Here is a 23,429-nt window from a genome sequence, read left to right on the forward strand (position 1 = left end):
GGGCGTATCCATAAAGGTTACAAATTGTAATAGACCTGATTCTAATCAAGCAAACCCGCCAAACCCGTCTCTGGCTCAAAGCGTTTGTTTTTGAACATCAGGCGGGTCGGGCCAGGAAACGCCGACTGCTGCACCGAGTGCCGGGGGTCACCGGGGTAACAAATGGTCCGGATACCGTCTTGTTCAAAAGGTTCGGGCTCCACCACGGGCGGCTGGCGGCTCTGGGCTTCGGCCAGCGCACTGTGGGTGTCCGTGTGCCTGGCCAACTGCACCAGACCCATGATCTGCGGCGGGGCCAACTCGATTTGGCGGTCCCAATACCGGATCAGTGCCTCGCGCGGGGTGATCCACAGGGTTTCGGTCGCCTCAAAATTGTCGTGTTCGGCGGTTTGGCCTTCGGGCACGCGGGCCATGAAAAAACGGGTGTCAAAGCGTTTGTGGGTCACCGAGGCCTGCCGCGGCGTGATCCAGCGCGTCCAGGGCACCAGCGCGTCGGTGCGCAGGCGCAGCGACAGGCTTTGAAACGCCTCTGACCAGCTTTGGCCACTGGCCAAAGCGCTTTGCAGCGCGGACAGATCTTGCAAGTCCGTGCCGGTCTGTCCCAGCAGGATGCGGCACTCCTCAAAGGCCTCGCGAATGGCCGCTACAAACAGGCCCGCTGCACGCTCTGTGCTCAGTTCGGGCTCGGCCAGCCGCTGGTGCAAGGTGGACGGGTCTTGGCTGAGTTTGGTCAGCAAGGCCGGGCTTTGGTCGGCCAGGTCCAGTTTGCCACCTGGAAACACATGGGCACCGCCGAGCACGTTGGAGGCCTGGTGCCGCCTGAGCAGCAGCACTTGGAGGCCCTGCGCACTGTCGCGCAGCAAGACCACCGATGCGGAGTCCAGCGGCGGGGTGGTGATGATGTCGTGGTTCAGTTCCATGGCGCAGGTGTCAATCGTGCAACACAGCCTCGGGGCTGCTTGTTTTAAAGTCGGGCAAGTTTTCAGACAGCGGCCAGATTATCAGATGGTGTCGTCGTGCCCTGTCACCCATTCACACGCATTCAATCAAGGAAGACCACATGAGCATCGATTTCAAAGGCCGCGTCGCCATCGTCACGGGCGCAGGGGGCGGTTTGGGCAAGCAACACGCGCTGGCGCTGGCCGCACGCGGGGCCAAAGTGCTGGTCAATGACCTGGGCGGGGATGTGCATGGCGTGGGCGGCTCGGTGTCGGCCGCGCAGGCCGTGGTCGACGAAATCCGTGCGGCGGGTGGCGAGGCGATGGCCAACGGCGCATCGGTCACCGACTATGAGGCCGTCAAAGCCATGGTCCAGCAGGCGGTGGACGCCTGGGGCCGGGTGGACATTCTGGTCAACAATGCGGGCATCCTGCGCGACAAGAGTTTCGCCAAGATGGAGCTGGCCGACTTCAAACTGGTGATGGATGTGCACGTCATGGGTGCGGTGCACTGCACCAAGGCGGTGTGGCCCCTCATGCAGGCGCAAAACTACGGGCGCATCGTCATGACCACCTCATCGAGCGGCCTGTACGGCAACTTCGGCCAGGCCAACTACGGTGCTGCCAAGATGGCGCTGGCGGGCTTGATGCAAACCCTGTCGATCGAGGGCGAGAAACACCACATCCGGGTGAACTGCCTGGCCCCCACCGCCGCCACCCGCATGACCGAAGGCCTGATGCCCGAGGCCGTGCTGCAAGCTCTGGACCCCAGCGCCGTGGTGCCCGCCATGCTGGTCATGGCCAGCGAGGACGCGCCCAACCGCACCATCATCTGCGCAGGTGCCGGCAGCTTCGAGGTGGCCCACATCACCCTGACCCAGGGCGTGCACCTGGGCACAGGCCCGGACACCGCCGAGCGCCTGGCTGCAGCCATGGCGCAAGTCACTGACCGTCAAGGCGAGCTGGTGCCACGCTCGGGCTCAGAGCAGGGGGCGCTGGAAGTGGGCAAGGCGATGAAGGCGCATGGGGCTGGGTGAAATCAAACCCATCCCTGCCGCCACACGCTATCGTCTTGCAGTTCACGCCACCGGATCACCTGCGTGGCCTTAGAGAGCACCGCCTCGATTTCTACAGATTCAATCGGCTCAGTGGTCTGCTCGGGTTGGATCACCCGGCTGACCAAAAAGTGCTTTTGCTTGGCCACGGGTTTCACCGCTGTCCATTTGGTCAGCAGCAGTTTTTTGGGGTTCAAGGGGTTGATGGGTGAAGGCCCTCAGGGCTTGTTCATCTCACGCCCCACCGCTTCGGCCAACTCAATCACTGCCATGGCGTAATAGCTGCTCCAGTTGTAGCGTGTGATGACGTAGAAGTTTTCGGTGCCCGCCACGTAACTCGGGGCGTTGGGGCCGTTGCGCAGCTCGATCAGGGCCAGTGGCCCGGTGTGGTTGAGGGCTGCGCCTTCGAGGGCAGCGCCTTTGGCCATAAAACTCGCCACGCTGAAGGTGGGCAGGATGTCGGGGGCCATCAGGGTGTCCATGTCGGTCTGGCCCGGGGTCAAGGTGACGGGGTAATGCGAGGGCATGCCCGTGCGCCATTGGAAGGCCTTGAAGTAATTGGCCACCGAGCCGATGGCGTCTGCAGGGCTGCCGAACAGGTCGATGCGGCCATCGCCATCAAAATCCACCGCAAATTTGGCCCAGCTCGAGGGCATGAACTGCGGCAAACCCAAAGCCCCGGCGTAGCTGCCACGGATGGCCAGTGGGTCTGCGCCGCTGCGCGAAGTCAGCAACAAGAACTGCTCCAGCTCGCTGCGAAAGAAGGCTTGGCGGTCTGCGGCTCGGGGGTGGGCCAGCGGGAAATGAAAGGCCAGTGTGCCCAAGGCGTCCACCACGCGGAAGTTGCCTGTGTTTTGACCGTAAAGCGTTTCCACGCCAATGATGCCGACGATGATGGCCGCAGGCACGCCGTACTCCCGCTCGGCCCGCGCCAAGGTGGCCTGGTGTTGACGCCAGAAACGCTGCCCGGCCTGAATGCGCACGGGCTCGATGAAGCGGGCTCGGTAAGCGCCCCAGTCTTTGGCCACGGGGCTGGTCGGGGGCAAGACCAGTTTTTCCACCACAGGCAAGCGTTGGGCTTGGACCAGGGTTTGCTGAACCCAAGCCGGGTCGAGTTGCAGGCGCGTGGCGGCATCTTGTGCCCAGAGGGCGACCTCGGGGTTTTCAGTCAGGGGCACGCCGACCGTGGCCGCAGTTTTGCGGGCCAGGCGCTGGCGCTGGGTGGCGGATGGGGGCTTGGCCTGGGTGTTTTTCTTTTTGGCTTTGGTGCCCGCTTGACGAGCAGGCTTGTCGGGTGAATTTTTGGCGCTTTGTGCTTGCGCCTCGCCCAGCCATGCCAAAGGCAGCATAAGACAAAACAAGAAGGTCAAAACCGCGTGGAGGCGGTGCTGCGGGGGCGTTTGCGAGGGGTGAGGGAGAAAAATCATGCGGTGCCCAGTTTAATGGAGCCCGCGCAGCCGATTGAGGGATGCGTGGCGTGGGCGTGATAAGCTGAAACCTGCAAATTTGAAGTTCTCAAGAAAACCAACAGCACCAGCCCCTGGCTGGTATGCAGGAAGACAAGCCGTATGGGCGCGACAGGTTATTTCACACACCCCACCTGCTGGAAACACGAGATGGGCGCAGGGCACCCCGAATGCCCGGAGCGCCTCGGCGCCATCGAAGACCGCTTGCTGATCACCGGGCTGGACATGGCCTTGCAACGCCGAGAGCCCACCCCAGCGGCCCTGGCCGACATTGAACTGGCCCATGGTCGCATGCATGTCGCCGCCTTGCGCGGTTTGGGCGATGTGCTGCGCGAAGACATGGCCGCAGGCGGACCCACGCACACCGCCGTAGACCCGGACACCCTGATCAACACCCACACCTGGGACGCGGCTTTGTTGTCGGCAGGCGCAGCCATCGACGCCACCGACGCCGTTCTGGCGGGCGAACTGGAGAACGCGTTTTGCGCTGTGCGCCCCCCGGGGCACCATGCTTGTCGAGACAAGGCCATGGGTTTTTGTTTTTTCAACAACGTGGCCATTGCCGCCAAATACGCGCTGGAGCGCCATGGCCTGCAGCGTGTGGCGATTGTGGACTTCGATGTGCACCACGGCAACGGCACCGAGGACATCGTGGCGGGCGACGAGCGCATCTTGATGGTGAGCTTTTTCCAGCACCCGTTTTACCCGGAAGGCGGCTCGACATCGAATGCGGCCAATCTGGTCAACCTGCCTGTGCCCGCCTACACCAAGGGCATGGACATCCGCGAGTTGATCGACATGATGTGGCTGCCGCGCCTGGAGGCGCACAAGCCCCAGCTGATCTTCATCAGTGCGGGGTTTGATGCCCACCGCGAAGACGACATGGGCCAGATGGGCTTGGTGGAACAGGACTACGCCTGGATCACCCACCGCATCAAGGAAGTGGCGCAGCGCCATGCCAAAGGCCGCATCGTGAGCTGTCTGGAGGGCGGCTACAACCTCAGCGCTTTGGGCCGCAGTGTGGAAGCGCACTTGCGCGTCTTGGCCGACGTTTGACAAGGGCTGGGGGTGAGGGTTTGGCACAATCGAAGCCATGACCGATTCAAACACTCCCAATGCTCACGATTTGCTGCTGCACGAGCACGATGCGCGTGGTGTGCACCGCCTGACGCTGAACAACCCGGGCAGCTTCAACACCTTGAGCGAGGCGATGCTGACGGCTTTGCAAAAAGCCCTGGATGCCATCGCGCAGGACGAGCAGGCCCGTGTGGTGGTGCTGGGGGCTGCAGGCAAGGCTTTTTGTGCCGGGCATAACCTGAAAGAAATGCGGGCGCAGCCCGAGCTGAGCTATTACCAAAAGCTGTTTGCTCAGTGCACGCGCATGATGCTGGGCATTCAGAAGCTGCCTGTGCCAGTGGTCGCCCGCGTGCAAGGGCTGGCCACTGCAGCGGGTTGCCAGCTGGTGGCGCAGTGCGATCTGGCGGTGTCGGTGGACAGTGCCACCTTCGGCGTCAACGGTATCGATGTGGGCCTCTTTTGTGCCACGCCCAGCGTGCCGCTGGTGCGCAACATGCACGCCAAGCAGGCCATGGAAATGCTGCTCACGGGGGGCTTCATTTCGGCGGCCGAGGCGCAAAGCCGGGGCTTGGTGAACCGCGTGTGTGCAGCGGCCGAGCTGGACGCTCAGGTCGATGCGTTGGTGGAGGCCATTTTGGCCAAACCGCGTGAAGCGGTGCGTTTGGGCAAGGCCCTGTTTTACCAACAACGCGAAATGGGCATTGAAGCCGCTTACCAGCTGGCGGGCCAAACCATGGCCTGCAACATGATGAACGATGTGGCACAAGAGGGCGTGTTGGCCTTCATCGAGAAAAGGAATCCCTCATGGCGGGCATGAAATCCCTGCACATTGCCGATCCGCTGGCCTGGCTGGAGACACTGGCCCGAGCCGAGTCGCTTCAGGTGTTGGCCGCTTTCGCGGGCTCAGTGGCCTTGTCCTGGCTGGTGGTCTGGGGGGTACGCAAGGCTTTTGCCGGGCATGAACTGTCAATTTTGCTGGGCAAACGCTTGATTGACGGTGTGTTGTTCCCTGCGGTTTTGCTGGGGCTGATGTTTGCTGCCCGTACTTTGTTGACGACCGACCATCCGGTGGCCTTGTTTGGCATTTTGCTGCCCGTTTGCATCTCTTTGGCCTTGATTCGCTTTGGGGTCAAGGTCTTGCAGGTGGCGTTTGGGTCCGCCCCGTTTGTGCGGGTACTCGAGCGCACGATTTCCTGGATCGCCTGGCTGGCCGTGGTGCTGTGGGTCACGGGCATCCTGCCCTTGATGCTGGAGGAGCTGGACCAGATTCGCTGGAAAGTCGGCGGCTCCATGCTCTCGGTCCGCACCCTGATCGAGGGGGCGCTCACGGCGGGGGCGGTGTTGATCGTCACGCTGTGGATCTCTGCGGCGCTGGAGTCGCGTTTGCTCAAATCGGCCACGGGCAGCGACTTGTCCTTGCGCAAGGTCATCAGCAACACGGTGCGTGCCTTGCTGATGTTTGTCGGCTTGTTGCTGGCGCTGTCTTCGGTGGGCATTGACCTCACGGCGCTGTCGGTGCTGGGTGGCGCGGTGGGGGTGGGCATTGGTTTTGGCCTGCAAAAGCTGGCGGCTAATTACGTCAGCGGTTTTGTGATCCTGGCCGAGCGCAGCATGCGCATTGGCGACATGGTGAAGGTCGACAATTTTGAAGGTCGCATCACCGACATCAAGGCCCGCTACACCGTGATCCGCTCACCCACTGGCCGCGAGTCCATCGTGCCCAACGAAATGCTGATCACCCAGCGGGTGGAAAACCTTTCGCTGGCCGATGCCAAAGTCGCGCAAAGCACCACCGTGTCGGTGGCCTACGATGCCCCGGTCGATCAGGTCATTGAACTCTTGCAGCAAGCCTGCCAGGCCCAACCCCGGGTGTTGGCCGATCCAGCGCCCTTGGTGGCCTTGTCGGCTTTTGGTGCCGATGGGCTGGAATTCACAGTGAACTACTGGTTTGAAGACCCCACCAGTGGGCAACTGAACCTGAAGTCCGATGTCAACCGCGCGATTTTGAGCACCCTGCGCGAACACGGCATTGAAATCCCTTTTCCGCAGCGTGTGGTGCACATGCCAGTCAAGTCGTGAAGACCTGCGTCGATCGAGTGAAAAAAAGGCACACCGCAGGGTGTGCCTTTTTTTGCTCAGACCGAGGCGATCAATCCATCATGGACGGCAACCACAGGCTCAGACCTGGGAAGGCCAGCAAGATGCCCAAAGTGATGATGAGGACCAGCACCAGTGGCCACACCCCACGGAAGATGGTGGCCAACCCCACTTTGGGCAGCAGGGTGTTGAGGACAAACAGGTTCATGCCCACGGGCGGCGAGATCAGACCGATCTGGATGACCATCACGATCAAAACGCCAAACCACACCGGGTCAAAACCCAGCTGGATCACGATGGGGAAGAACAGCGGGATGGTCAACAGCACCATGGTGAGTTCTTCCATCACGGTGCCCAGCAGGATGTAGATCATCATCATGGCGGCCACGATCATGATGGGCGATAAGCCCAGATGCGTGATCCATTCTTTGAGCTCCATCGGCATGCTGGTGAAGTTCACGAAGTTGGCAAAAATCGTGGCGGCAATCAACAAGGTGAACAGCATCGCGGTGGTGCGGGCGGACTCGACCAGCACCTCGAACAAGGTCTTCCAGTTGAGTGCCCGGCGTGCCAATGCAAACAGGAAGGCGCCCATGGCCCCCATGCCAGCGCCTTCGGTGGCGGTGAAAAAGCCGCCATAGATACCGCCCAGAACAACGACCACCAGCAGCAAAACACCCCAGATGCCGCGAAGCGCGGCCCAGCGTTCTGGCCAGGTGAACTTTTCGCCCGCTGGCGCGTGCTCGGGGTCGCGAGAGGTCATGATCACCACGGCCCCCATCATCAGGATCGCTGTCAGAGCACCGGGAATCACACCTGCAGCAAACAGTTTGCCGATGTGGGTTTCGGTGATGATGCCGTAGATGACCATGATGGTGGACGGCGGAATCATGATGCCCAAGGTGCCGCCTGCTGCGATCACGCCAGTCGATAAGGCATCGCTGTAGCCGAGCTTTTTCATGGAGGGGTAAGCCACTTTGCTCATGGTGGCCGCAGTGGCAATCGATGAGCCACAGATGGCGCCAAAGCCTGCACAAGCGGCAATCGTCGCGTGGGCCAAGCCACCTCGGCGGTGGCCGATGAAGGTGTACGCGGCATGAAACAGCTCGTGCGCCAGACCTGCGCGGGCAACAAAGTTGCCCATCAAAATGAACAAGGGGATGACCGACAGCGTGTAGGCAAAACCAGTGTCATAAACCACTTGGGCGGTGCTGGCCATGGCAGGCATCCAGCCCCTCGTCAACCCAATGCCGATCAGGCCAACCAGGCCCATCGAGAAGGCCAAGGGCACCCGCAACAAGGCCAAACCGAAAATGGCGGCAAATCCAATCAGGGCTTCGATCACAGTGCGCCTCCTTCGGTTTCTTCTTGATCCAGGGGCTTGAACATCATGCTCAGGTGGATCAAACCCGTGAAGCCGCACAGCAAACCCATGCCGTAAATGAAGGGGGCTTTGAGGATTTTCAATTGCGCTGTGGTCTCACCGCTGGCCGAAAAGTCAGAGCCTGTTTGCCACATGAGCCAGGCCAGCCCTATCAAGGCGGCAGCGCAGAGCAAATGCACCAGAGCGCGTTGCAATTTTTTCAAGGCGTCGGGCAAGAGCCCGTCCAGCGAGTCAAACACCACATGTTCACCACGCTCGGAGACCAAGGGCAGGGCACCAAAAATCACCACCACCATCAAAAGTTCGGTCAGCTCCAGCGAACCGGTGATGGAGTGGTCCAGCATTTTGCGACCACTCACGTCCAGGAAGGTCAGGACCATGATGGCAAACAAGGCCAATCCGGCCAGGATGCCGCAGGCCGTTTCCAATAGTTTTTTCAAAATTTTTCCTTCATACGAAAAAGCGGTATCTGCCGGTCAGGGCGGATACCGCTGTGGGCTGAATGTTCTCAGCCTACCAGCTCAAGTTGAGGTGCAGCTTACTTTTCGAGTTTGGCGATTTCGGCGCGGAACTCGCTGAGCACCTTGGCGGCGTTCTTCAAGCCCTTGTCCTCTGCCGCCTTGATCCAGCCTTGCTCCAGCGGTGCGGTTTTGGCTTTGATGTCAGCGACGAACTTGGCGTCGGCCTTGGTCACCTGCACACCGTTGGCTTGCATCAACGCAAAAGCGCGGCGATCCACCTTGTCCCAGCCGCGGCCAAAGATGCGTGCGGCGGTTTCACCGGAAATGGCGTCCACGGCTTTTTTGTCTTCGGGCGAGAGCTTCTCGTATTTGGCCTGGTTCATCATGAACACAAAGCTGGTGTTGTACAGGCCGCCCGGGAAGGTGGTGGCGTGCTTGATGATCTTGTCAATGCGGAAGGACTCGGTGGACTCGGCAGGGAAGAGAGTGCCGTCCATCACGCCGCTGGACAGCAGCTCATAGGAGTCCGGTGCAGGCTTGAGGGTCGCGTTCATGCCCAGCGCTTTGGACATGTCGTTGACCATGCCGCCGCCGACGCGGAACTTCAGGCCGCTGAGGTCGTCGGTTTTGGTGATGGCACGCTTGGTGTTGAACACAATGCCGGGGCCATGCGAGAACAGGGTGATGACTTTGACGCCTTGGTGTTCAGCCGCAAACTCAGGGCGCTTGCCGGTCACGCGGCTCAGCGCCACGGAGATGGATTCTGCGCTGTTGCCCAAAAAGGGCAATTCGGTCATCTGTGTCATCACAAAGCGGCCAGGTGTGTAGCCGTGCACGGTGAAAGACAAATCAGCCAAGCCGTTCTTGACCGCATCGTAAGTGCCCGGCGCGGGTGTGACGCCTCGGGGCAGGATGTTGCACTTGATGCGGCCTTTGGTGTTTTCTGTCAGCAGATCGCACCATTCTTTTTGGGCCATGCTGGCCGTGTGTGTCGGTGGCAGCCAACTGGACACGGTCAACACGGTTTGTGCTTGCGTCACGCCCGCAAAGCTTGTCAGGGCCACTGCCGCCATGGAAATCAGGGTTTTCTTCATCGGGATGCTCCATCAAATTGGTTACAAAACATAATCTAATCGGGATTCGCTCAGAACGTACCCCATGCTAACCCTGATTCCCCAACCGGTTGGTCGGTGAATTCCCGGGGGTAGGATGTGCGAATTCCCGAAAAAGTACACGCTAGAATGCGAACGACCGTGCTTTTTTGCTGTCGCATGTGGCTTTTTAAAAGTGTTTTGATGCACAATTGACGTTTACGTCAACGTCAATCGGGCGCCCCCTTCAACGACGTTTGAAACGTCACTGGTTTTCATATCAATGGAGATGCTGTCATGAAAATTCTCGTTCCCGTCAAGCGGGTGGTGGACTACAACGTCAAGGTCCGCGTGAAGTCCGATGGTTCGGGCGTGGACATTGCCAACGTCAAGATGAGCATGAACCCCTTTGACGAGATTGCCGTTGAAGAAGCCGTGCGCCTGAAAGAAAAAGGCCTGGCCACCGAAGTGATCGCCGTCTCTTGCGGCGTGACCCAGTGCCAGGAAACCCTGCGCACCGCCATGGCCATTGGCGCCGACCGTGGCATCCTGGTCGAGACCCCCGCTGACCTGGACCTGCAGCCCCTGGCCGTGGCCAAGCTGCTCAAGGCCCTGGTGGACAAAGAGCAACCCGGACTGATCATTCTGGGCAAGCAAGCCATTGACGACGACTGCAACCAGACTGGCCAGATGTTGGCCGCATTGGCCGACCTGCCCCAAGCCACCTTCGCCTCCAAGGTCGAAATCGTGGATGGCAAAGCCCAAGTGACCCGCGAGATCGACGGCGGCCTGGAAGTGCTGAGCATCAGCCTGCCTGCGGTGATCACCACCGACCTGCGCCTGAACGAGCCGCGTTACGTGACCTTGCCCAACATCATGAAGGCCAAGAAAAAGCAGCTCGACACCTTCAAGCCGGAAGACCTGGGCGTCGATGTGGCCCCCCGCATCAAGACCCTGAAGGTGGCCGAGCCCGCCAAGCGCAGCGCCGGCATCAAGGTGCCTGACGTCGCCACGCTGGTGGACAAGCTGAAAAACGTGGCCAAAGTGATCTGAGGCTCTTTGTGGGAGGCCGCCCCCGCGGCCGAATGGCGATGAACAGCCATTCGCGAGCAGGGGCTCGCTCCCACAGAACAACGAATCAAGGAAAAAACATGACTTCTCTGGTTATTGCAGAACACGACAACGCTTCCATCAAAGGCGCGACCCTGAACACCATCACAGCCGCTGCCGCTTGCGGCGGTGACGTACACGTGCTCGTCGCCGGCCACAACGCCGCTGGTGCCGCACAAGCCGCCGCCCGAATCTTGGGTGTGGCCAAAGTCATCCATGCCGACAGCGAAGCCCTGGCCCATGGCCTGGCCGAAAACGTCGCCGCCCAAGTGCTGGCCATCGCGGGCAACTACAGCCACATCCTCTTCCCCGCGACGGCCGCAGGCAAGAACGTGGCCCCCCGCGTGGCGGCCAAGCTCGATGTGGGCCAAATCAGCGATGTGACACAAGTCATCTCGGCCGACACCTTCGAGCGTCCCATCTACGCGGGCAACGCCATGGCCACGGTGCAGTCCACCGACGCAACCAAGGTGATCACTGTGCGCACCACAGGCTTTGACGCCGCAGCCGCCACAGGTGGCAGCGCTGCCGTCGAATCCGCAGCCGCCCAGGCCGACAGCGGCAAGAGCAGCTTCAAGGGCAGCGAGATCGCCAAGAACGACCGCCCTGAACTCACCGCCGCCAAGATCATCGTCTCGGGTGGCCGGGCATTGGGCAGTGCCGAGAAGTTCAACGAAGTGATGACGCCGCTGGCCGACAAGCTGGGCGCGGCCATTGGCGCGAGCCGCGCAGCGGTCGATGCCGGTTACGCCGCCAACGATCTGCAGGTTGGCCAGACAGGCAAGATCGTGGCGCCGCAGCTGTACATCGCAGCGGGCATCTCGGGTGCGATACAGCACCTGGCGGGCATGAAGGATTCGAAGGTGATCGTGGCGATCAACAAGGACCCCGAAGCGCCGATCTTCTCCGTGGCCGACTTTGGCCTCGAAGCCGATCTGTTTGCTGCAGTGCCTGAACTGACCCAAGCACTGTGATCATTTGATGACTGCAAAAAAGGCCTCCCTGAGAGGTCTTTTTTGTACCCGACCCCAGACTGACAGGAGACTTTCATGAGCTACATCGCACCCCTCAAGGACATGCTTTTCAACATCGAGCACCTGGCCCGCATCGACCAGATCGCACAGATTCCCGGCTTTGAAGATGCCGGTCTGGAAACCGCGCAAGCGGTTTTGGAGGAGTGCGCCAAGCTCAACCAGGACGTGATCTCGCCGCTGAACTGGGAAGGCGACAAGAACCCGTCCTTCCACAACGGCAGCGGCGTCACCACCACGCCCGGCTTCAAGGAGGCTTACCAGCAGTACGCCGAAGGCGGCTGGCAAGGGCTGCAGCACCCGGCCGACTTTGGTGGCCAAGGCCTGCCCAAAACCATTGGCGCGGCTTGCGGCGAAATGCTCAACTCGGCCAACATGGCTTTTGCGCTGTGCCCCTTGCTCACCGATGGCGCGATCGAAGCGCTGCTGACCGCAGGCTCGGACGAGCTCAAAGCCACTTACCTGGAAAAGCTGATCTCAGGCCAGTGGACCGGCACCATGAACCTGACCGAGCCGCAAGCGGGCTCGGACCTGGCCGCCGTGCGCACCCGCGCCGAGCCGCAGCCCGATGGCACTTACAAAATTTTCGGCACCAAGATCTACATCACCTACGGTGAGCACGACATGGCCGAAAACATCGTGCACCTGGTGTTGGCCCGCGTGGTGGGCGCACCCGAAGGCGTCAAGGGCATCAGCCTGTTCGTGGTGCCCAAGTTCCTGGTCAAGGCCGACGGCTCTTTGGGCGATCGCAACGACGTGCATTGCGTGAGCATCGAGCACAAGATGGGCATCAAGGCCAGCCCCACAGCGGTGCTGCAGTTTGGTGACCATGGCGGCGGCGTGGGTTATCTGGTGGGCCAGGAAAACCGTGGCCTCGAATACATGTTCATCATGATGAACGCCGCCCGCTATGCCGTGGGTGTGCAGGGTATCGCGATTGCCGAGCGGGCCTACCAAAAGGCCGTGCAATATGCCCGCGACCGCGTGCAAAGTCGCCCGGTGGATGGCAGCTTGCCTGCAGCGGGTCCCATCATTCACCACCCCGATGTGCGCCGCATGCTGATGACCATGCGGGCTTACACCGAAGGCTGCCGCGCCATGGCCGCCACGGCTGCTGCGGCCTACGACGCCTCGCACCACCACCCCGACGCCGAAGTGCGCAAGCAAAACCAGGCTTTCTATGAATTCATGGTGCCCCTGGTCAAGGGCTACAGCACCGAGATGAGCCTGGAAGTCACCAGCCTGGGCGTGCAGGTGCACGGCGGCATGGGTTTCATCGAGGAAACCGGCGCAGCGCAGTACTACCGCGATGCCAAGATCCTGACGATTTACGAAGGCACGACCGCCATCCAGGCCAATGACCTGGTCGGCCGCAAGACCGCACGCGACGGCGGCCAGACCGCCAAGGCGCTGGCCGCGCAAGTGGCGCAAACCGAAATCGAATTGGCCGCATCTGGCCACGCCGACGCGCAGGCCGTGGCCCGTCGCCTCAAAGCCGCCCGTGAAGCCTTTGTGGACGTGGTCGACTTCGTGGCGGGCAACACCAAGGCTCACCCCAACGACGTGTTTGCAGGCAGCGTGCCTTACCTCATGCTGGCGGGCAACCTGATGGCCGGTTGGCAAATGGGCCGCGCCTTGCTGGTGGCCATCACACCCGAGGCGCAAGCGCAAGACGCCGCCTTCATGGCCGCTAAAGTGACGACAGCGCGTTTTTACGCCGACCACATCCTGTCCAAGGCCCCCGGCATTCGCGACAGCATCGTCGAAGGTGCGGGCAGCGTGACCGCGATGGCGCTGGACGCTTTCTGAAACCGATCACAAAAAATTCCAAGGAGACCCCATGTCCAAGCTGCCCCCTGTGCTCGCGAACCTGCCATTTCCCGTCATCGCATCGCCCCTGTTCATCATCAGCAACCCCAAGCTGGTGATTGAGCAGTGCAAGGCGGGTGTGGTCGGCTCTATGCCGGCGCTCAATGCCCGCCCAGCTGCGCAACTCGAAGACTGGCTGGCCGAGATCACCGAGACGCTGGCAGCCTACAACGCGGCCCACCCCGACAAGCCTGCGGCCCCCTTTGCCATCAACCAGATCGTGCACAAGAGCAATGACCGCCTGGAGCACGACATGGCCATGTGCGTGAAGTACAAGGTGCCAATCATCATCACCTCGCTGGGTGCCCGTGAAGAGATCAACCAGGCTGCGCACAGCTATGGCGGTGTCGTGATGCACGACATCATCAACAACAAGTTCGCGCACAAAGCGATCGAGAAGGGCGCGGACGGCCTGATCGCTGTCGCGGCCGGCGCTGGCGGCCATGCGGGTGTGAAAAGCCCGTTTGCCCTGATTCAGGAAATTCGCCAGTGGTTCGATGGTCCAGTGGCCTTGTCGGGTTCGATTGCATCGGGCGACGCCATTTTGGCCGCGCAAGCCATGGGGGCAGACTTTGCCTACATCGGTTCGGCGTTCATTGCCACGCACGAAGCGCGTGCGGCCGAAGACTACAAACAAGCCATCGTTGATTGCAATTCGGACGACATCGTCTACAGCAACCTGTTCACGGGCGTGCACGGCAATTACCTGGCCCCGTCCATCCGTGCGGCAGGCCTCGATCCCGAGAACCTGCCCGAGTCCGACCCGAGCAAGATGAACTTTGGTGGTGACGCCAAGAAAGCCTGGAAAGACATCTGGGGTTGCGGCCAAGGCATTGGTGCGATCCAGTCGGTGCAAAGCACCGCCGATCTGGTGGCCCAGCTCAAGGCCCAATACCAGGCGGCACGTGCCCGATTGGCACTGTGAGCCACCGCACGCTTTGTTGAGTCCCGTTTTGCAGAGCATCCAGCAGCGCCCTTCGGGGCGCTCTTTTTTGATCGATGCGATCAAGGCCGCGGGGTGCTTGCTGATCGTGTTGCACCACATGGCGTTCTATGGGCCCATGTCGGATGTGGTCGCCATCGCTTGGCCTGCAACGGTCAGCTGGCTCTATGACCATGGTCGTCTGGCGGTCCAGTTTTTCCTGGTGTGCGCGGGTTTTCTCACGGCGGGCAGCCTCGCGCGTTACGCATCCCTCTCGCCGTCCGAGGCCCTGAAGCTGGCGTGGCAGCGTTATTTGCGCCTGGCCATTCCCTTGCTGGCCGCGCTCAGTTTCACGGTGCTGGTCACTGAATGGCTTCGCCCCGATTTTGACCATGCCAGCCTGTCTGCACCGCCTGAGTGGGGTCAGGCGCTGGCGCACATGGTGCTGCTGCAGCACGTGCTGGACCTGGAGGCCTTGTCGGCGGGCATCTGGTACGTGGCCATCGACTTTCAGTTGTATGCGATGGCCCTGCTCAGCCTGATGGTGGTGAAGCTCTGTGGTCATGCGCAGTCGCCGCACTTGGCGCAGGCTTGGCGGTGGGGCCTGTGGCTGGGTTTGACCTGTGCCTCCTTGTGGTGGTGGAACCTGCACCCCGATCTGGACGACCATGGGCTTTATTTCTTTGGTGCTTATGGTCTGGGTTTGCTGGCTTGGGAAGCGCGGCGGCGTGCCAGCTTGCCCCATGGGCCGAGCCAGCGTTGGGGCGTGTGGGCGCTGCTGCTGGTGTTGGGCGGGGTGGCCTGGTGGCTGGAGCCGCGTTGGCGCGTGGCGGTGGCCTGGGGCATCGCCTGTTTGCTGATCGCTGTCCCAGCCCGCTGGTCCTCTGGCGAGGCGCTGCGGTTTTCAGCAGCGCAGGAGATGGTGCAGTGCTTGTCCAAGGTGTCTTACTCGGTCTTCCTGATCCATTTCGGTGTCAGCCTGCTGGTGAATGCAGCGGTCACAGCACTGTGGCCCGAGGCCTTGTGGGCCAACGTGCTGGGCATGCTGATCGCCTTGCTGCTGTCCGTGCTGTGTGGTGCGCTGCTCTACCGCTTGGTCGAGCGCCACGCACCGACTTGGTGGCGGTGGTGGCTGTGGGCCGGGGTGTTCAAGGCCAGCGTGGCGCTGGCCCTGCTCATCAACCCGGCCTGAAGTCAGGCTTCCGAGGCTTTGACTTTTTCGGTGATGTAGGCCAGGGCTTCTTCCACCTGGTCGATCAGGATCAGGCACAAATCACCCGCTGACAGGCGAGAGAGTGCGATGTCGATGGCGTTGAACTCACCCTGGATGTCCTGGACGTGCGTGGTGCGCACAGCGCCTTGCAGGCCTTCGCGCAGCAGAGCAATCACCTCGCCGTCTTCCCGGCCGCGTTGACAGGCATCCTGGTAGAGCAAGACTTCATCAAAGGCTTGGCCCAGAATCTTGGTCTGGTCGCGGATGTCCTGGTCGCGCCGATCCCCAGCGCCGCTGATGACCACCATGCGCTTTTCGGCGGGCATGTTGTCGATGGCCTGCACCAGCGCCTGGATGGCGTCCGGGTTGTGACCGTAGTCGGCAATCAGGGTCGCACCCCGGTAGTCAAACACATTGAAGCGGCCGGGCACGCCCTGGATGTCGCTGATGAAGGTGGCCACACCCTGAGCGATGGCTTCCCAAGGCACACCGACCGCCCAGGCCGCACCGATGGCGGCCATGACGTTTTCCGTCTGGAAGCCAATTTGGCCTTGTCGGGTCAGGGGCACCTGGGACAGGGGGATGCGGAACACCTGCTTGCCCTTTTGGGCCACGATGTGACCGTCTTCGGTGAACACCACGCGTTTGCCTTGTGCGCGGTGTGTCGCCAGCACGGGCTGGTTGCCATCGAGGGCGAAAAAGGTCACATCGCCCGGGCAATGGGGGGCCATGGAGGCGACGGCCGGATCGGCGGCATTGAGCACCGCCATGCCGTTTTGCGCCACGTTGAGCACGATCACGCGCTTGAGGACCGACAGGTCTTCCAGCGTGGTGATGTAGTTCAAGCCCAGGTGATCGCCACCGCCCAGGTTGGTCACGATGGCCACGTTACAGCGGTCAAAGGCCAAACCTTCGCGCAGCAGGCCGCCACGGGCGGTCTCGAACACGGCAGCGTCCACATCGGGGTGCATCAGCACATTGCGGGCACTGCGCGGGCCGCTGCAGTCGCCCGAGTCGGTCTGGCGACCATTGACGTAAACACCATCGGTGTTGGTCATGCCCACGCGCAGACCTTGCGCCTTGAGCAGGTGGGCCGTCAGGCGCACGGTGGTGGTTTTGCCGTTGGTGCCCGTCACCGCGATCACGGGAATGCGGCCTGTGACACCGTTCGGGAACATCTGGTCAATGACCGCGTTGCCCACATCGCGGCCCTTGCCATAAGACGGGCTGATGTGCATGCGCAAACCCGGGGCGGCATTGACTTCGACGATGCCACCGTTTTGCTCTTCCAAGGGGCGCAGCACGGATTCGCAGACCACGTCCACACCGCAAATATCGAGGCCCACCATTTGCGCAGCTTCCACCACCCGGGCGGCCACTTCGGGGTGCACGTCGTCGGTCACATCCGTGGCGCTGCCGCCCGTCGAGAGGTTGGCGTTGTTGCGCAAGATCACACGGCGGCCTTTTTCAGGCACCGATTCGGGCTCCAGGTCCTGGGCGTGCAGACGGCCAATGGCAATGTCGTCAAACCGGATCTTGGTCAGCGAGGTGGAGTGGCCTGTGCCGCGACGGGGGTCGGCATTCACCAGATCCACCAGCTGGCGCACCGTATGCTTGCCATCGCCCACCACCAAGGGGGGCTCGCGGCGGGCCGCAGCGATCAGCTTGTTGCCCACCACCAGCAGGCGGTAATCGTGGCCGGGCAGGAACTTTTCAACCATCACGGTGCCATAGCGCTCGGCTGTGGCGTAGGCGTTGTCGAAAGCCGAGCGTTCGGTGATGTTGACCGTCACGCCTTTGCCTTGGTTGCCGTCTTGTGGTTTGACCACCACGGGCAGGCCCACTTCCAGGGCAATGGCCCAGGCTTCGTCGGGCGTTTGCGCAGGGCGACCCAAGGGCACAGGCACACCCGCTGCGTGCAGCAGCTTTTTGGTCAGGTCCTTGTCCTGGGCAATCGATTCGGCGATGGCGCTGGTGGAGTCGACTTCAGCGGCCTGGATGCGCCGCTGCTGCGAGCCCCAGCCAAATTGCACCAGGCTGCCATCGGTCAGGCGTCTGAATGGAATCCCGCGGGCCACGGCCGCGTCCACGATCGAGCCGGTGGAAGGCCCCAGGCGCACGTCTTCGTCCAGCTCGTGCAGCTGGGCCAAGGCGTTTTCCAGGTCAAAGCCCTGAGAGCCCATGGCCGCTTTGCACAGCTGCTCCGCCAGCTCCAGCGCCAAACGGCCCACCGCCTCTTCGGAGTACTGCACCACCACCTGGTAAACGCCCGATTCTTCGGTGGCCGTGGTCCGGCTGAAGGTCACGGGGCAGCCAGCTTGCGCTTGCAGGGCCAGCGTGACTTTTTCGAGGGCGTGCGCCATGGAGGGGGCTTGGCCCGGGCGGCTGCCCTCGATGGGGCCGACTTCGGGGAAGATGCGGCGCAAGCGCTGTTCGATCGGGTGATTGGGCGCCAGGCTGCGTTCGGCCTCGGGGCAGGTCACGATGGCTTCAATGGCCGTGTGACGGCTCCACAGATTGGGGCCGCGCAGTGCGCGAATTCTTGACACTTCCATGAACCAGGATTCCTGTGATGCGGTAAGGCCGAAGGGCTCGTCGGGTGTTAGTGAGAGGTGTTCTGGCCGAAGCTTTTGACGCCAGCACGGATGAGGTCCGTGCTGATGTCCAGCGCCCAGGCCACGCTGGCGGCGATCAGCATGTCGTCGGTGTTCAGCTTGTCGTCTTGCAGCAGACGCGCCACGGCGGGTCGTTTGGCCGACAGCACGAGCGACTCGCGCTGGCCTTCACCCAAGACCAGTTGCCCATCGCGCCAGAAAGCCACGCGGCCGCCTTCGGTGCGGTGCGCCGCAAGTCGCGGGTTGTTTTCATCGTCGGCATAAAAGATCACGCTGCCATCGCAGTAGCTGGCCAGCTCTGCGACTTGCACATCGGCCGCATTGAGCACGGCAGTGCCATGGGGCAAGACCACGTCGACCTGGGTGCGCACATAAGTGGGCATTTTTTCGTCGCTGCCCGGATACAGATCGTCCAGACCTTGCGCCTTGGGCATGCGTGTGACCACACCGACCTGACAGCGGTCGTAGGGCAAGCCTTCGGCCAGCAGATGGCGGACATCGCTTTCGAACACAGCCGTTTGGACCGAGCGGTTGATCAAAAGTCGCTGGGCGTTGTCCCAATCCATGCCGCCCTGGCTTTGCAGCTGACGCTGGTTCATGTAGAGCCCATCGGCACAGGCCAGGCCCGTGTACAGGCCTTTGAGGTGCAGCAGCCAAGCCACCAGTTTGGCGGGCCGGGTGGTGTCGCCATCGCCCATGAGGCCCACCACCGGAATGCGGCCGGTTTCTGTGGGCTGGAACAAATGGTTGGCGATCGCCTGGCCTACCGGGCGGGGTTGACCCACAGCGGGTTTGAGGTGCATCAGCAAACCGGGCCCGGCATTGACTTCAACAATCGCGCCACCTTGCGCGGCCAGGGGCAGGGAGATGTCTTGCGCCACCAGATCGACGCCCGCGATGTCCAGGCCCACCACGCGAGCGGCCAGCACGGCTTGCGCAGCCACTTCGGGGTGGACTTCGTCGGTCACGTCCAGCGCCATGTTGCCTGTGCGCATGATCAACACGGTCCGGTCCTTGTCGGGCACGCTGTCGGCTGTCAGGCCTTGGCGTTTGAGCTCCAGCACTGAGGTGGTGTGCTCGTCGAGCCGAATGGTGTCGAGCGGAAAGTCTTCCTCTTCGCCGCGGCGAGGGTCGGAGTTGATCTGCAGCTCGATCAGCTCGGCCACCGTGTGCACGCCATCGCCCACCACGCTGGCGGTTTCGCCTTTGTTGGCGGCGGCCACTTGGTCGCCGACCACCAGCAGGCGGTGTTCTTCTCCGCGGATGAAACTTTCGACAATGACTTCGCTGCCCTCGGCCAGGGCAATGTCGTAAGCGGCTTCGATGTCTTCCTGTTTGGACAGTTCCAGGGAGACGCCTCGGGCGTGGTTGCCGTCGGTGGGTTTGACGCACACGGGCAGGCCAATGTCCTGCGCGGCGGCCCAAGCGGCAGCGGGGCTGTCCACGATCTGGCCGGAGGGCACAGGCACGCCACACATGCTGAGCAGTTGTTTGGTGAGGTCCTTGTCCTTGGAGATGCCCTCGGCGATCGCGCTGGTGCGGTCGGTTTCGGCGGTCCAGATGCGGCGCTGCTGAGCGCCATGGCCCAATTGCACCAGGTTGCCGTCATTGAGGCGGATGGCGGGAATGCCGCGTTCGCTGGCCGCGTCCACGATGCTGGCCGTGCTGGGGCCGATGCACAGGCTGTCGACCATTTGCTTGAGGCGGTTGATTTGGCCCGGCACGTCAAAGGGGCGGTCTTCAATGGCCGCCAAAATCAGGTCGCGTGCGGTTTCGAGGGCGCTGCGGCTGACCGCTTCATGGCGGGTGCGGATGACGACTTTGTAGACGCCCCGGGGACCGGCTTCGCGGGCTTTGCCAAAGCCGGTTTGCATGCCGGCCTGGGTTTGCAGCTCCAGTGCCACGTGTTCGAGCACGTGACCGGCCCAGGTGCCTTGCGCCAGCCGTTGCAAGAAGCCGCCGCGTTCACCCACGCTGCAGCGGTGCTCGATCAAGCCGGGCAACCAGGCCGTCAAACGTTCGTTGAAGCCTGGCAAGGTGTTGGAGGGTGCGTCTTCCAGATCGCCGATGTCGATCAGTGCTTCCAAGACAGGACGGTAAGTCCAGATGTTGGGGCCGCGCAAATGGGTCATGCGCAGAAATTGAATGTTTTTGGCGTTCATGCGTGAAAAGGGCGGCTATACAATGACCGGCCCGTCATGGCGCTGGTGGATTGCTCTGAATTTTTGAAAATACATGGGCATTACAGGTGCAGTCGTGGGCGGCATCCATGGTTGTTTTTTGTCTCGTCGGCCGCCGGGGTCGTTCGAGTCGTTTCCGGTTCATCCTTCAATGACATCAACTTCTTCTTTGGCCGCTGCATCCCGTCAGGTTCTGCCCGACGCTTGGCAGGTTGAAGTCCATTCTTGTCTGCAACCTGATGAAAACGCAACAGCCTGGTTGGAGGTTGACCTTGACAGCAGCTTGCGATTTGCCAAAAGTGCCATCATTTTGACCGATCGGCGGGTCCTATCCCGGCCCGAAGGTGAAAAAAACTGGTCCAGCTGGGCTTTGCAGCCGGGTTTGGCCTTGAAACTCACGGACCATGCGGGTGTGGGCTGCCTCACCATGAGCAATGCCGAGGGACAGCTGGCCGTGTGGCGTTTCACCTTGGGCTTGCAGGCTGCCGTGGCCCGCTGGGTCGCGCAGTTCGAGAGCCAATTGGCCCAATGGGGCAGCGCTGAACAGGGGCGGCCTTTGCAGTCCGTGCTGTCGGGCTCGGTCTGCCCGGTTTGCCAGACGGTCATGAGCGACGAAGACGAGGATTGTCCCAGCTGCGGCCGTGAAGACTTGGCGCCGCCTTCGACCTGGACGCTGTTCAAATTGTGGCGATTTGCCCGGCCCTACCAGCGCTCCTTGTTGGCCGGATTTTTGCTCACCCTGGCCGCCACCGCCGCCACCTTGGTGCCGCCCTACCTGACCATGCCCTTGATGGATGACATCCTCATCCCTTACCAAAACGGTCAGGCCATTGACCCCGGTCTGGTCTCTCTGTATTTGCTGGGCTTGTTCGGTTCAGCCCTGCTGGCTTGGGGTCTGGGCTGGGCCAAAACCTACATCCTGGCCTTGGTGTCCGAGCGCATCGGGGCCGACCTGCGCACCACCACGTACGACCATTTGCTCAAGCTGTCGCTGGAGTATTTTGGCGGACGGCGCACAGGCGATCTGATTGCCCGCATCGGCAGCGAGACCGACCGCATCAACGTCTTTTTGTCGCTGCACCTGCTGGACTTTGCCACCGACGTCTTGATGATCCTGATGACGGCCATCATCTTGTTCACCATCAACCCGACCTTGGCTTTGGTGACCTTGCTGCCCTTGCCCTTCATCGCCTGGCTGATCCATGTGGTGCGCGAAAAGCTGCGCACCGGTTTCGAGAAAATTGACCGCGTGTGGGCCGAAGTGACCAACGTCCTGACCGACACCATCCCCGGCATCCGGGTGGTCAAAGCCTTCGCACAGGAAGATCGCGAAGCCCAACGTTTCAAGGACGCCAACGCGCACAACCTGCAGGTCAACGACCGGCTCAACCGCGTCTGGTCGCTGTTCTCGCCCACGGTGACGCTGATGACCGAAATCGGCCTGCTGGTGGTGTGGGGTTTTGGCATCTGGCTGGTGTCGGACGACCAGATCACGGTCGGTGTCCTGACCGCGTTTTTGGCCTACATCGGGCGCTTTTACAGCCGCCTCGATTCGATGAGCCGGATCGTCTCCAACACCCAAAAGGCCGCATCCGGTGCCAAGCGCATTTTTGACATCCTCGACCATGTCTCCAGCGTGCCCGAGCCGCTCAGCCCAGTGGCCTTGCCGCCCCGTGTGCAAGGTCGCATCACGGTGCGCGATGCGGGCTTTCGCTATGGCAACCGCGCGGTGATCCGCCAGCTCAACCTCGACATCCAACCCGGCCAGATGATCGGCCTGGTGGGCCACAGCGGCTCGGGCAAGAGCACGCTGGTCAACCTGATCTGCCGCTTTTATGACCTGAGCGATGGTGCCATCGAGCTCGATGGCACCGACATCCGCCAGCTCAAGGTGGCCGACTACCGCCGCCAGATTGGTCTGGTGCTGCAAGAGCCATTCTTGTTCTTCGGCACCATCGCCGACAACATCGCCTACGGCAAGCCCGAAGCCACCCGCGAAGAGATCGTGGCCGCTGCCCGTGCAGCCCATGCCCACGAGTTCATCTTGCGCATGCCGCAGGGTTACGACTCCCTGGTGGGCGAGCGCGGTCAGGGTTTGTCGGGCGGTGAGCGCCAGCGCATCTCGATTGCCCGCGCTTTGCTCATCAACCCCCGCATCCTCATCCTGGACGAGGCCACCTCGGCCGTGGACACCGAGACCGAAAAAGAGATTCAAAAAGCGCTGGACAACCTGGTGCGCGGGCGCACAACGATTGCCATCGCGCACCGACTGTCCACTTTGCGCAAGGCCGACCGTCTGGTGGTCATGGACAAAGGGCTGGTGGTCGAAGAGGGGACGCACGACACGCTCATCGAGGCCCAAGGCGCTTACTGGCGTTTGTACGAAGCGCAGCAGCGCCAGGCCGAAGCCGAGGCGGTGTTGGGTGGCAGCGACGAAGACAAGAAGGTGATCGCATGAACCCCTTTGATTTGCAACGCGACGCCTTTGGCCGTTGGGTCTTGCAGCTGCCCGATGGCACGCGACACGTTCCTGTGACCGCCTTGCGCGCCTACCCGGTGTCCGCGCCGGACGAAGGGGTGGCGCTGATGGATGCCGACGGGCACGAGATTTTCTGGATCGATGCCTTGGACCAGCTGGCACCCGCTCTGCGCTCCCAGGTCATCCAGGCCCTGAACGAGCGGGAGTTCTTGCCAGAAATCCTTCAGCTGACCGATGTCAGCAGCTTCGCCACGCCCAGCACCTGGTCGGTGCTCACCGACCGGGGCAGCACACAGTTCTTGCTCAAGGGGGAAGAAGACATCCGGCGCTTGACGGGCACGGTGCTGCTGATCAACGACGCCAATGGGGTGCAGTTCATGATCCGCGACCTGGCGGCCATGGACAAGCATTCGCGCAAACTGCTGGACCGGTTCCTCTGAG

19 protein-coding genes are annotated in these 23,429 nt (G+C 61.8%); 11 read left to right on the top strand and 8 right to left on the bottom strand.

Translation table 11 applies throughout. From position 1 onward, the window contains the following. Positions 1-41: 41 nt before the first annotated feature. The gene (locus ACZ5RT_RS03500; RefSeq protein ID WP_108427383.1) at positions 42-920 is read right to left on the bottom strand and encodes an NUDIX hydrolase; all 879 of its coding nucleotides are present in this window, start codon (positions 918-920) and stop codon (positions 42-44) included. A 140-nt stretch (positions 921-1,060) separates the two neighbouring features. Between ACZ5RT_RS03500 and ACZ5RT_RS03505 the strand changes: the two genes are divergently transcribed. Beyond that, entirely contained in the window at positions 1,061-1,975 is a 915-nt protein-coding gene (locus ACZ5RT_RS03505; RefSeq protein WP_464453516.1) for an SDR family NAD(P)-dependent oxidoreductase, read from the top strand. A gap of 2 nt (positions 1,976-1,977) precedes the next feature. Here ACZ5RT_RS03505 and ACZ5RT_RS03510 read toward each other — a convergent pair whose 3' ends face one another. After that, positions 1,978-2,199 carry a TIGR02450 family Trp-rich protein gene (locus tag ACZ5RT_RS03510; protein ID WP_464454186.1) on the bottom strand — a complete coding sequence of 74 codons (222 nt, stop codon included), beginning with the start codon at positions 2,197-2,199 and terminating at the stop codon, positions 1,978-1,980. Between the two features lie 12 nt (positions 2,200-2,211). After that, on the bottom strand, positions 2,212-3,420 hold the full coding sequence (gene mltB / locus ACZ5RT_RS03515; protein WP_464453517.1) for a lytic murein transglycosylase B: 1,209 nt from the start codon (positions 3,418-3,420) through the stop codon (positions 2,212-2,214). A 141-nt stretch (positions 3,421-3,561) separates the two neighbouring features. On the opposite strand from mltB, the gene ACZ5RT_RS03520 reads away from it, so the two are divergent. The 3 genes from ACZ5RT_RS03520 to ACZ5RT_RS03530 are packed head-to-tail and all read left to right on the top strand — an operon-like array spanning position 3,562 to position 6,615. Continuing rightward, a complete protein-coding gene (locus ACZ5RT_RS03520; protein ID WP_291924323.1) occupies positions 3,562-4,515 on the top strand; it encodes a histone deacetylase family protein in 954 nt (317 codons plus the stop codon). Positions 4,516-4,552: 37 nt separating this feature from the next. Further along, a complete protein-coding gene (locus ACZ5RT_RS03525) occupies positions 4,553-5,353 on the top strand; it encodes an enoyl-CoA hydratase (protein ID WP_464453518.1) in 801 nt (266 codons plus the stop codon). Beyond that, the gene (locus ACZ5RT_RS03530) at positions 5,341-6,615 is read left to right on the top strand and encodes a mechanosensitive ion channel family protein (RefSeq protein WP_422171532.1); all 1,275 of its coding nucleotides are present in this window, start codon (positions 5,341-5,343) and stop codon (positions 6,613-6,615) included. The genes ACZ5RT_RS03525 and ACZ5RT_RS03530 overlap by 13 nt, the downstream gene beginning before the upstream one ends. A gap of 70 nt (positions 6,616-6,685) precedes the next feature. On the opposite strand, the gene ACZ5RT_RS03535 is transcribed toward ACZ5RT_RS03530, so the two are convergent. The 3 genes from ACZ5RT_RS03535 to ACZ5RT_RS03545 form a co-directional block, all read right to left on the bottom strand. Next, a complete protein-coding gene (locus ACZ5RT_RS03535) occupies positions 6,686-7,978 on the bottom strand; it encodes a TRAP transporter large permease (protein ID WP_464453519.1) in 1,293 nt (430 codons plus the stop codon). Further along, a complete protein-coding gene (locus ACZ5RT_RS03540) occupies positions 7,975-8,457 on the bottom strand; it encodes a TRAP transporter small permease (RefSeq protein ID WP_464453520.1) in 483 nt (160 codons plus the stop codon). The genes ACZ5RT_RS03535 and ACZ5RT_RS03540 overlap by 4 nt, the downstream gene beginning before the upstream one ends. A gap of 98 nt (positions 8,458-8,555) precedes the next feature. Further along, positions 8,556-9,572 carry a TRAP transporter substrate-binding protein gene (locus tag ACZ5RT_RS03545; RefSeq protein WP_464453521.1) on the bottom strand — a complete coding sequence of 339 codons (1,017 nt, stop codon included), beginning with the start codon at positions 9,570-9,572 and terminating at the stop codon, positions 8,556-8,558. 294 nt (positions 9,573-9,866) lie between these two features. Between ACZ5RT_RS03545 and ACZ5RT_RS03550 the strand changes: the two genes are divergently transcribed. The 5 genes from ACZ5RT_RS03550 to ACZ5RT_RS03570 all read left to right on the top strand — a co-directional run bounded on the left by ACZ5RT_RS03550 (position 9,867) and on the right by ACZ5RT_RS03570 (position 15,693). Beyond that, on the top strand, positions 9,867-10,622 hold the full coding sequence (locus ACZ5RT_RS03550) for an electron transfer flavoprotein subunit beta/FixA family protein (protein ID WP_464453522.1): 756 nt from the start codon (positions 9,867-9,869) through the stop codon (positions 10,620-10,622). A 98-nt stretch (positions 10,623-10,720) separates the two neighbouring features. Beyond that, positions 10,721-11,653 (top strand): electron transfer flavoprotein subunit alpha/FixB family protein, encoded by a 933-nt coding sequence (locus tag ACZ5RT_RS03555; RefSeq protein ID WP_464453523.1) that lies wholly within the window; start codon positions 10,721-10,723, stop codon positions 11,651-11,653. Between the two features lie 75 nt (positions 11,654-11,728). Continuing rightward, positions 11,729-13,519: an acyl-CoA dehydrogenase gene (locus tag ACZ5RT_RS03560; protein WP_464453524.1), complete on the top strand. Its 1,791-nt coding sequence runs from the start codon at positions 11,729-11,731 to the stop codon at positions 13,517-13,519. Between the two features lie 31 nt (positions 13,520-13,550). Next, positions 13,551-14,504 carry an NAD(P)H-dependent flavin oxidoreductase gene (locus ACZ5RT_RS03565; RefSeq protein ID WP_464453525.1) on the top strand — a complete coding sequence of 318 codons (954 nt, stop codon included), beginning with the start codon at positions 13,551-13,553 and terminating at the stop codon, positions 14,502-14,504. A 16-nt stretch (positions 14,505-14,520) separates the two neighbouring features. Beyond that, positions 14,521-15,693, top strand: a complete 1,173-nt coding sequence (locus ACZ5RT_RS03570; protein ID WP_464453526.1) for an acyltransferase family protein — start codon at positions 14,521-14,523, stop codon at positions 15,691-15,693. Between the two features lie 2 nt (positions 15,694-15,695). On the opposite strand, the gene cphA is transcribed toward ACZ5RT_RS03570, so the two are convergent. Both cphA and ACZ5RT_RS03580 read right to left on the bottom strand, forming a co-directional pair. Beyond that, complete coding sequence (gene cphA, locus ACZ5RT_RS03575; protein WP_464453527.1) at positions 15,696-18,269, bottom strand: cyanophycin synthetase; 2,574 nt, start codon at positions 18,267-18,269, stop codon at positions 15,696-15,698. Positions 18,270-18,316: 47 nt separating this feature from the next. Continuing rightward, complete coding sequence (locus ACZ5RT_RS03580; protein WP_464453528.1) at positions 18,317-20,491, bottom strand: cyanophycin synthetase; 2,175 nt, start codon at positions 20,489-20,491, stop codon at positions 18,317-18,319. 169 nt (positions 20,492-20,660) lie between these two features. On the opposite strand from ACZ5RT_RS03580, the gene ACZ5RT_RS03585 reads away from it, so the two are divergent. Both ACZ5RT_RS03585 and ACZ5RT_RS03590 read left to right on the top strand, forming a co-directional pair. Then, positions 20,661-22,967: a cyanophycin metabolism-associated ABC transporter gene (locus ACZ5RT_RS03585; RefSeq protein WP_291929419.1), complete on the top strand. Its 2,307-nt coding sequence runs from the start codon at positions 20,661-20,663 to the stop codon at positions 22,965-22,967. Then, the gene (locus tag ACZ5RT_RS03590; protein ID WP_291929420.1) at positions 22,964-23,428 is read left to right on the top strand and encodes a cyanophycin metabolism-associated DUF1854 family protein; all 465 of its coding nucleotides are present in this window, start codon (positions 22,964-22,966) and stop codon (positions 23,426-23,428) included. The genes ACZ5RT_RS03585 and ACZ5RT_RS03590 overlap by 4 nt, the downstream gene beginning before the upstream one ends. Position 23,429: the final 1 nt, after the last annotated feature.

It is taken from the genome of Limnohabitans sp. TEGF003, assembly GCF_055395455.1.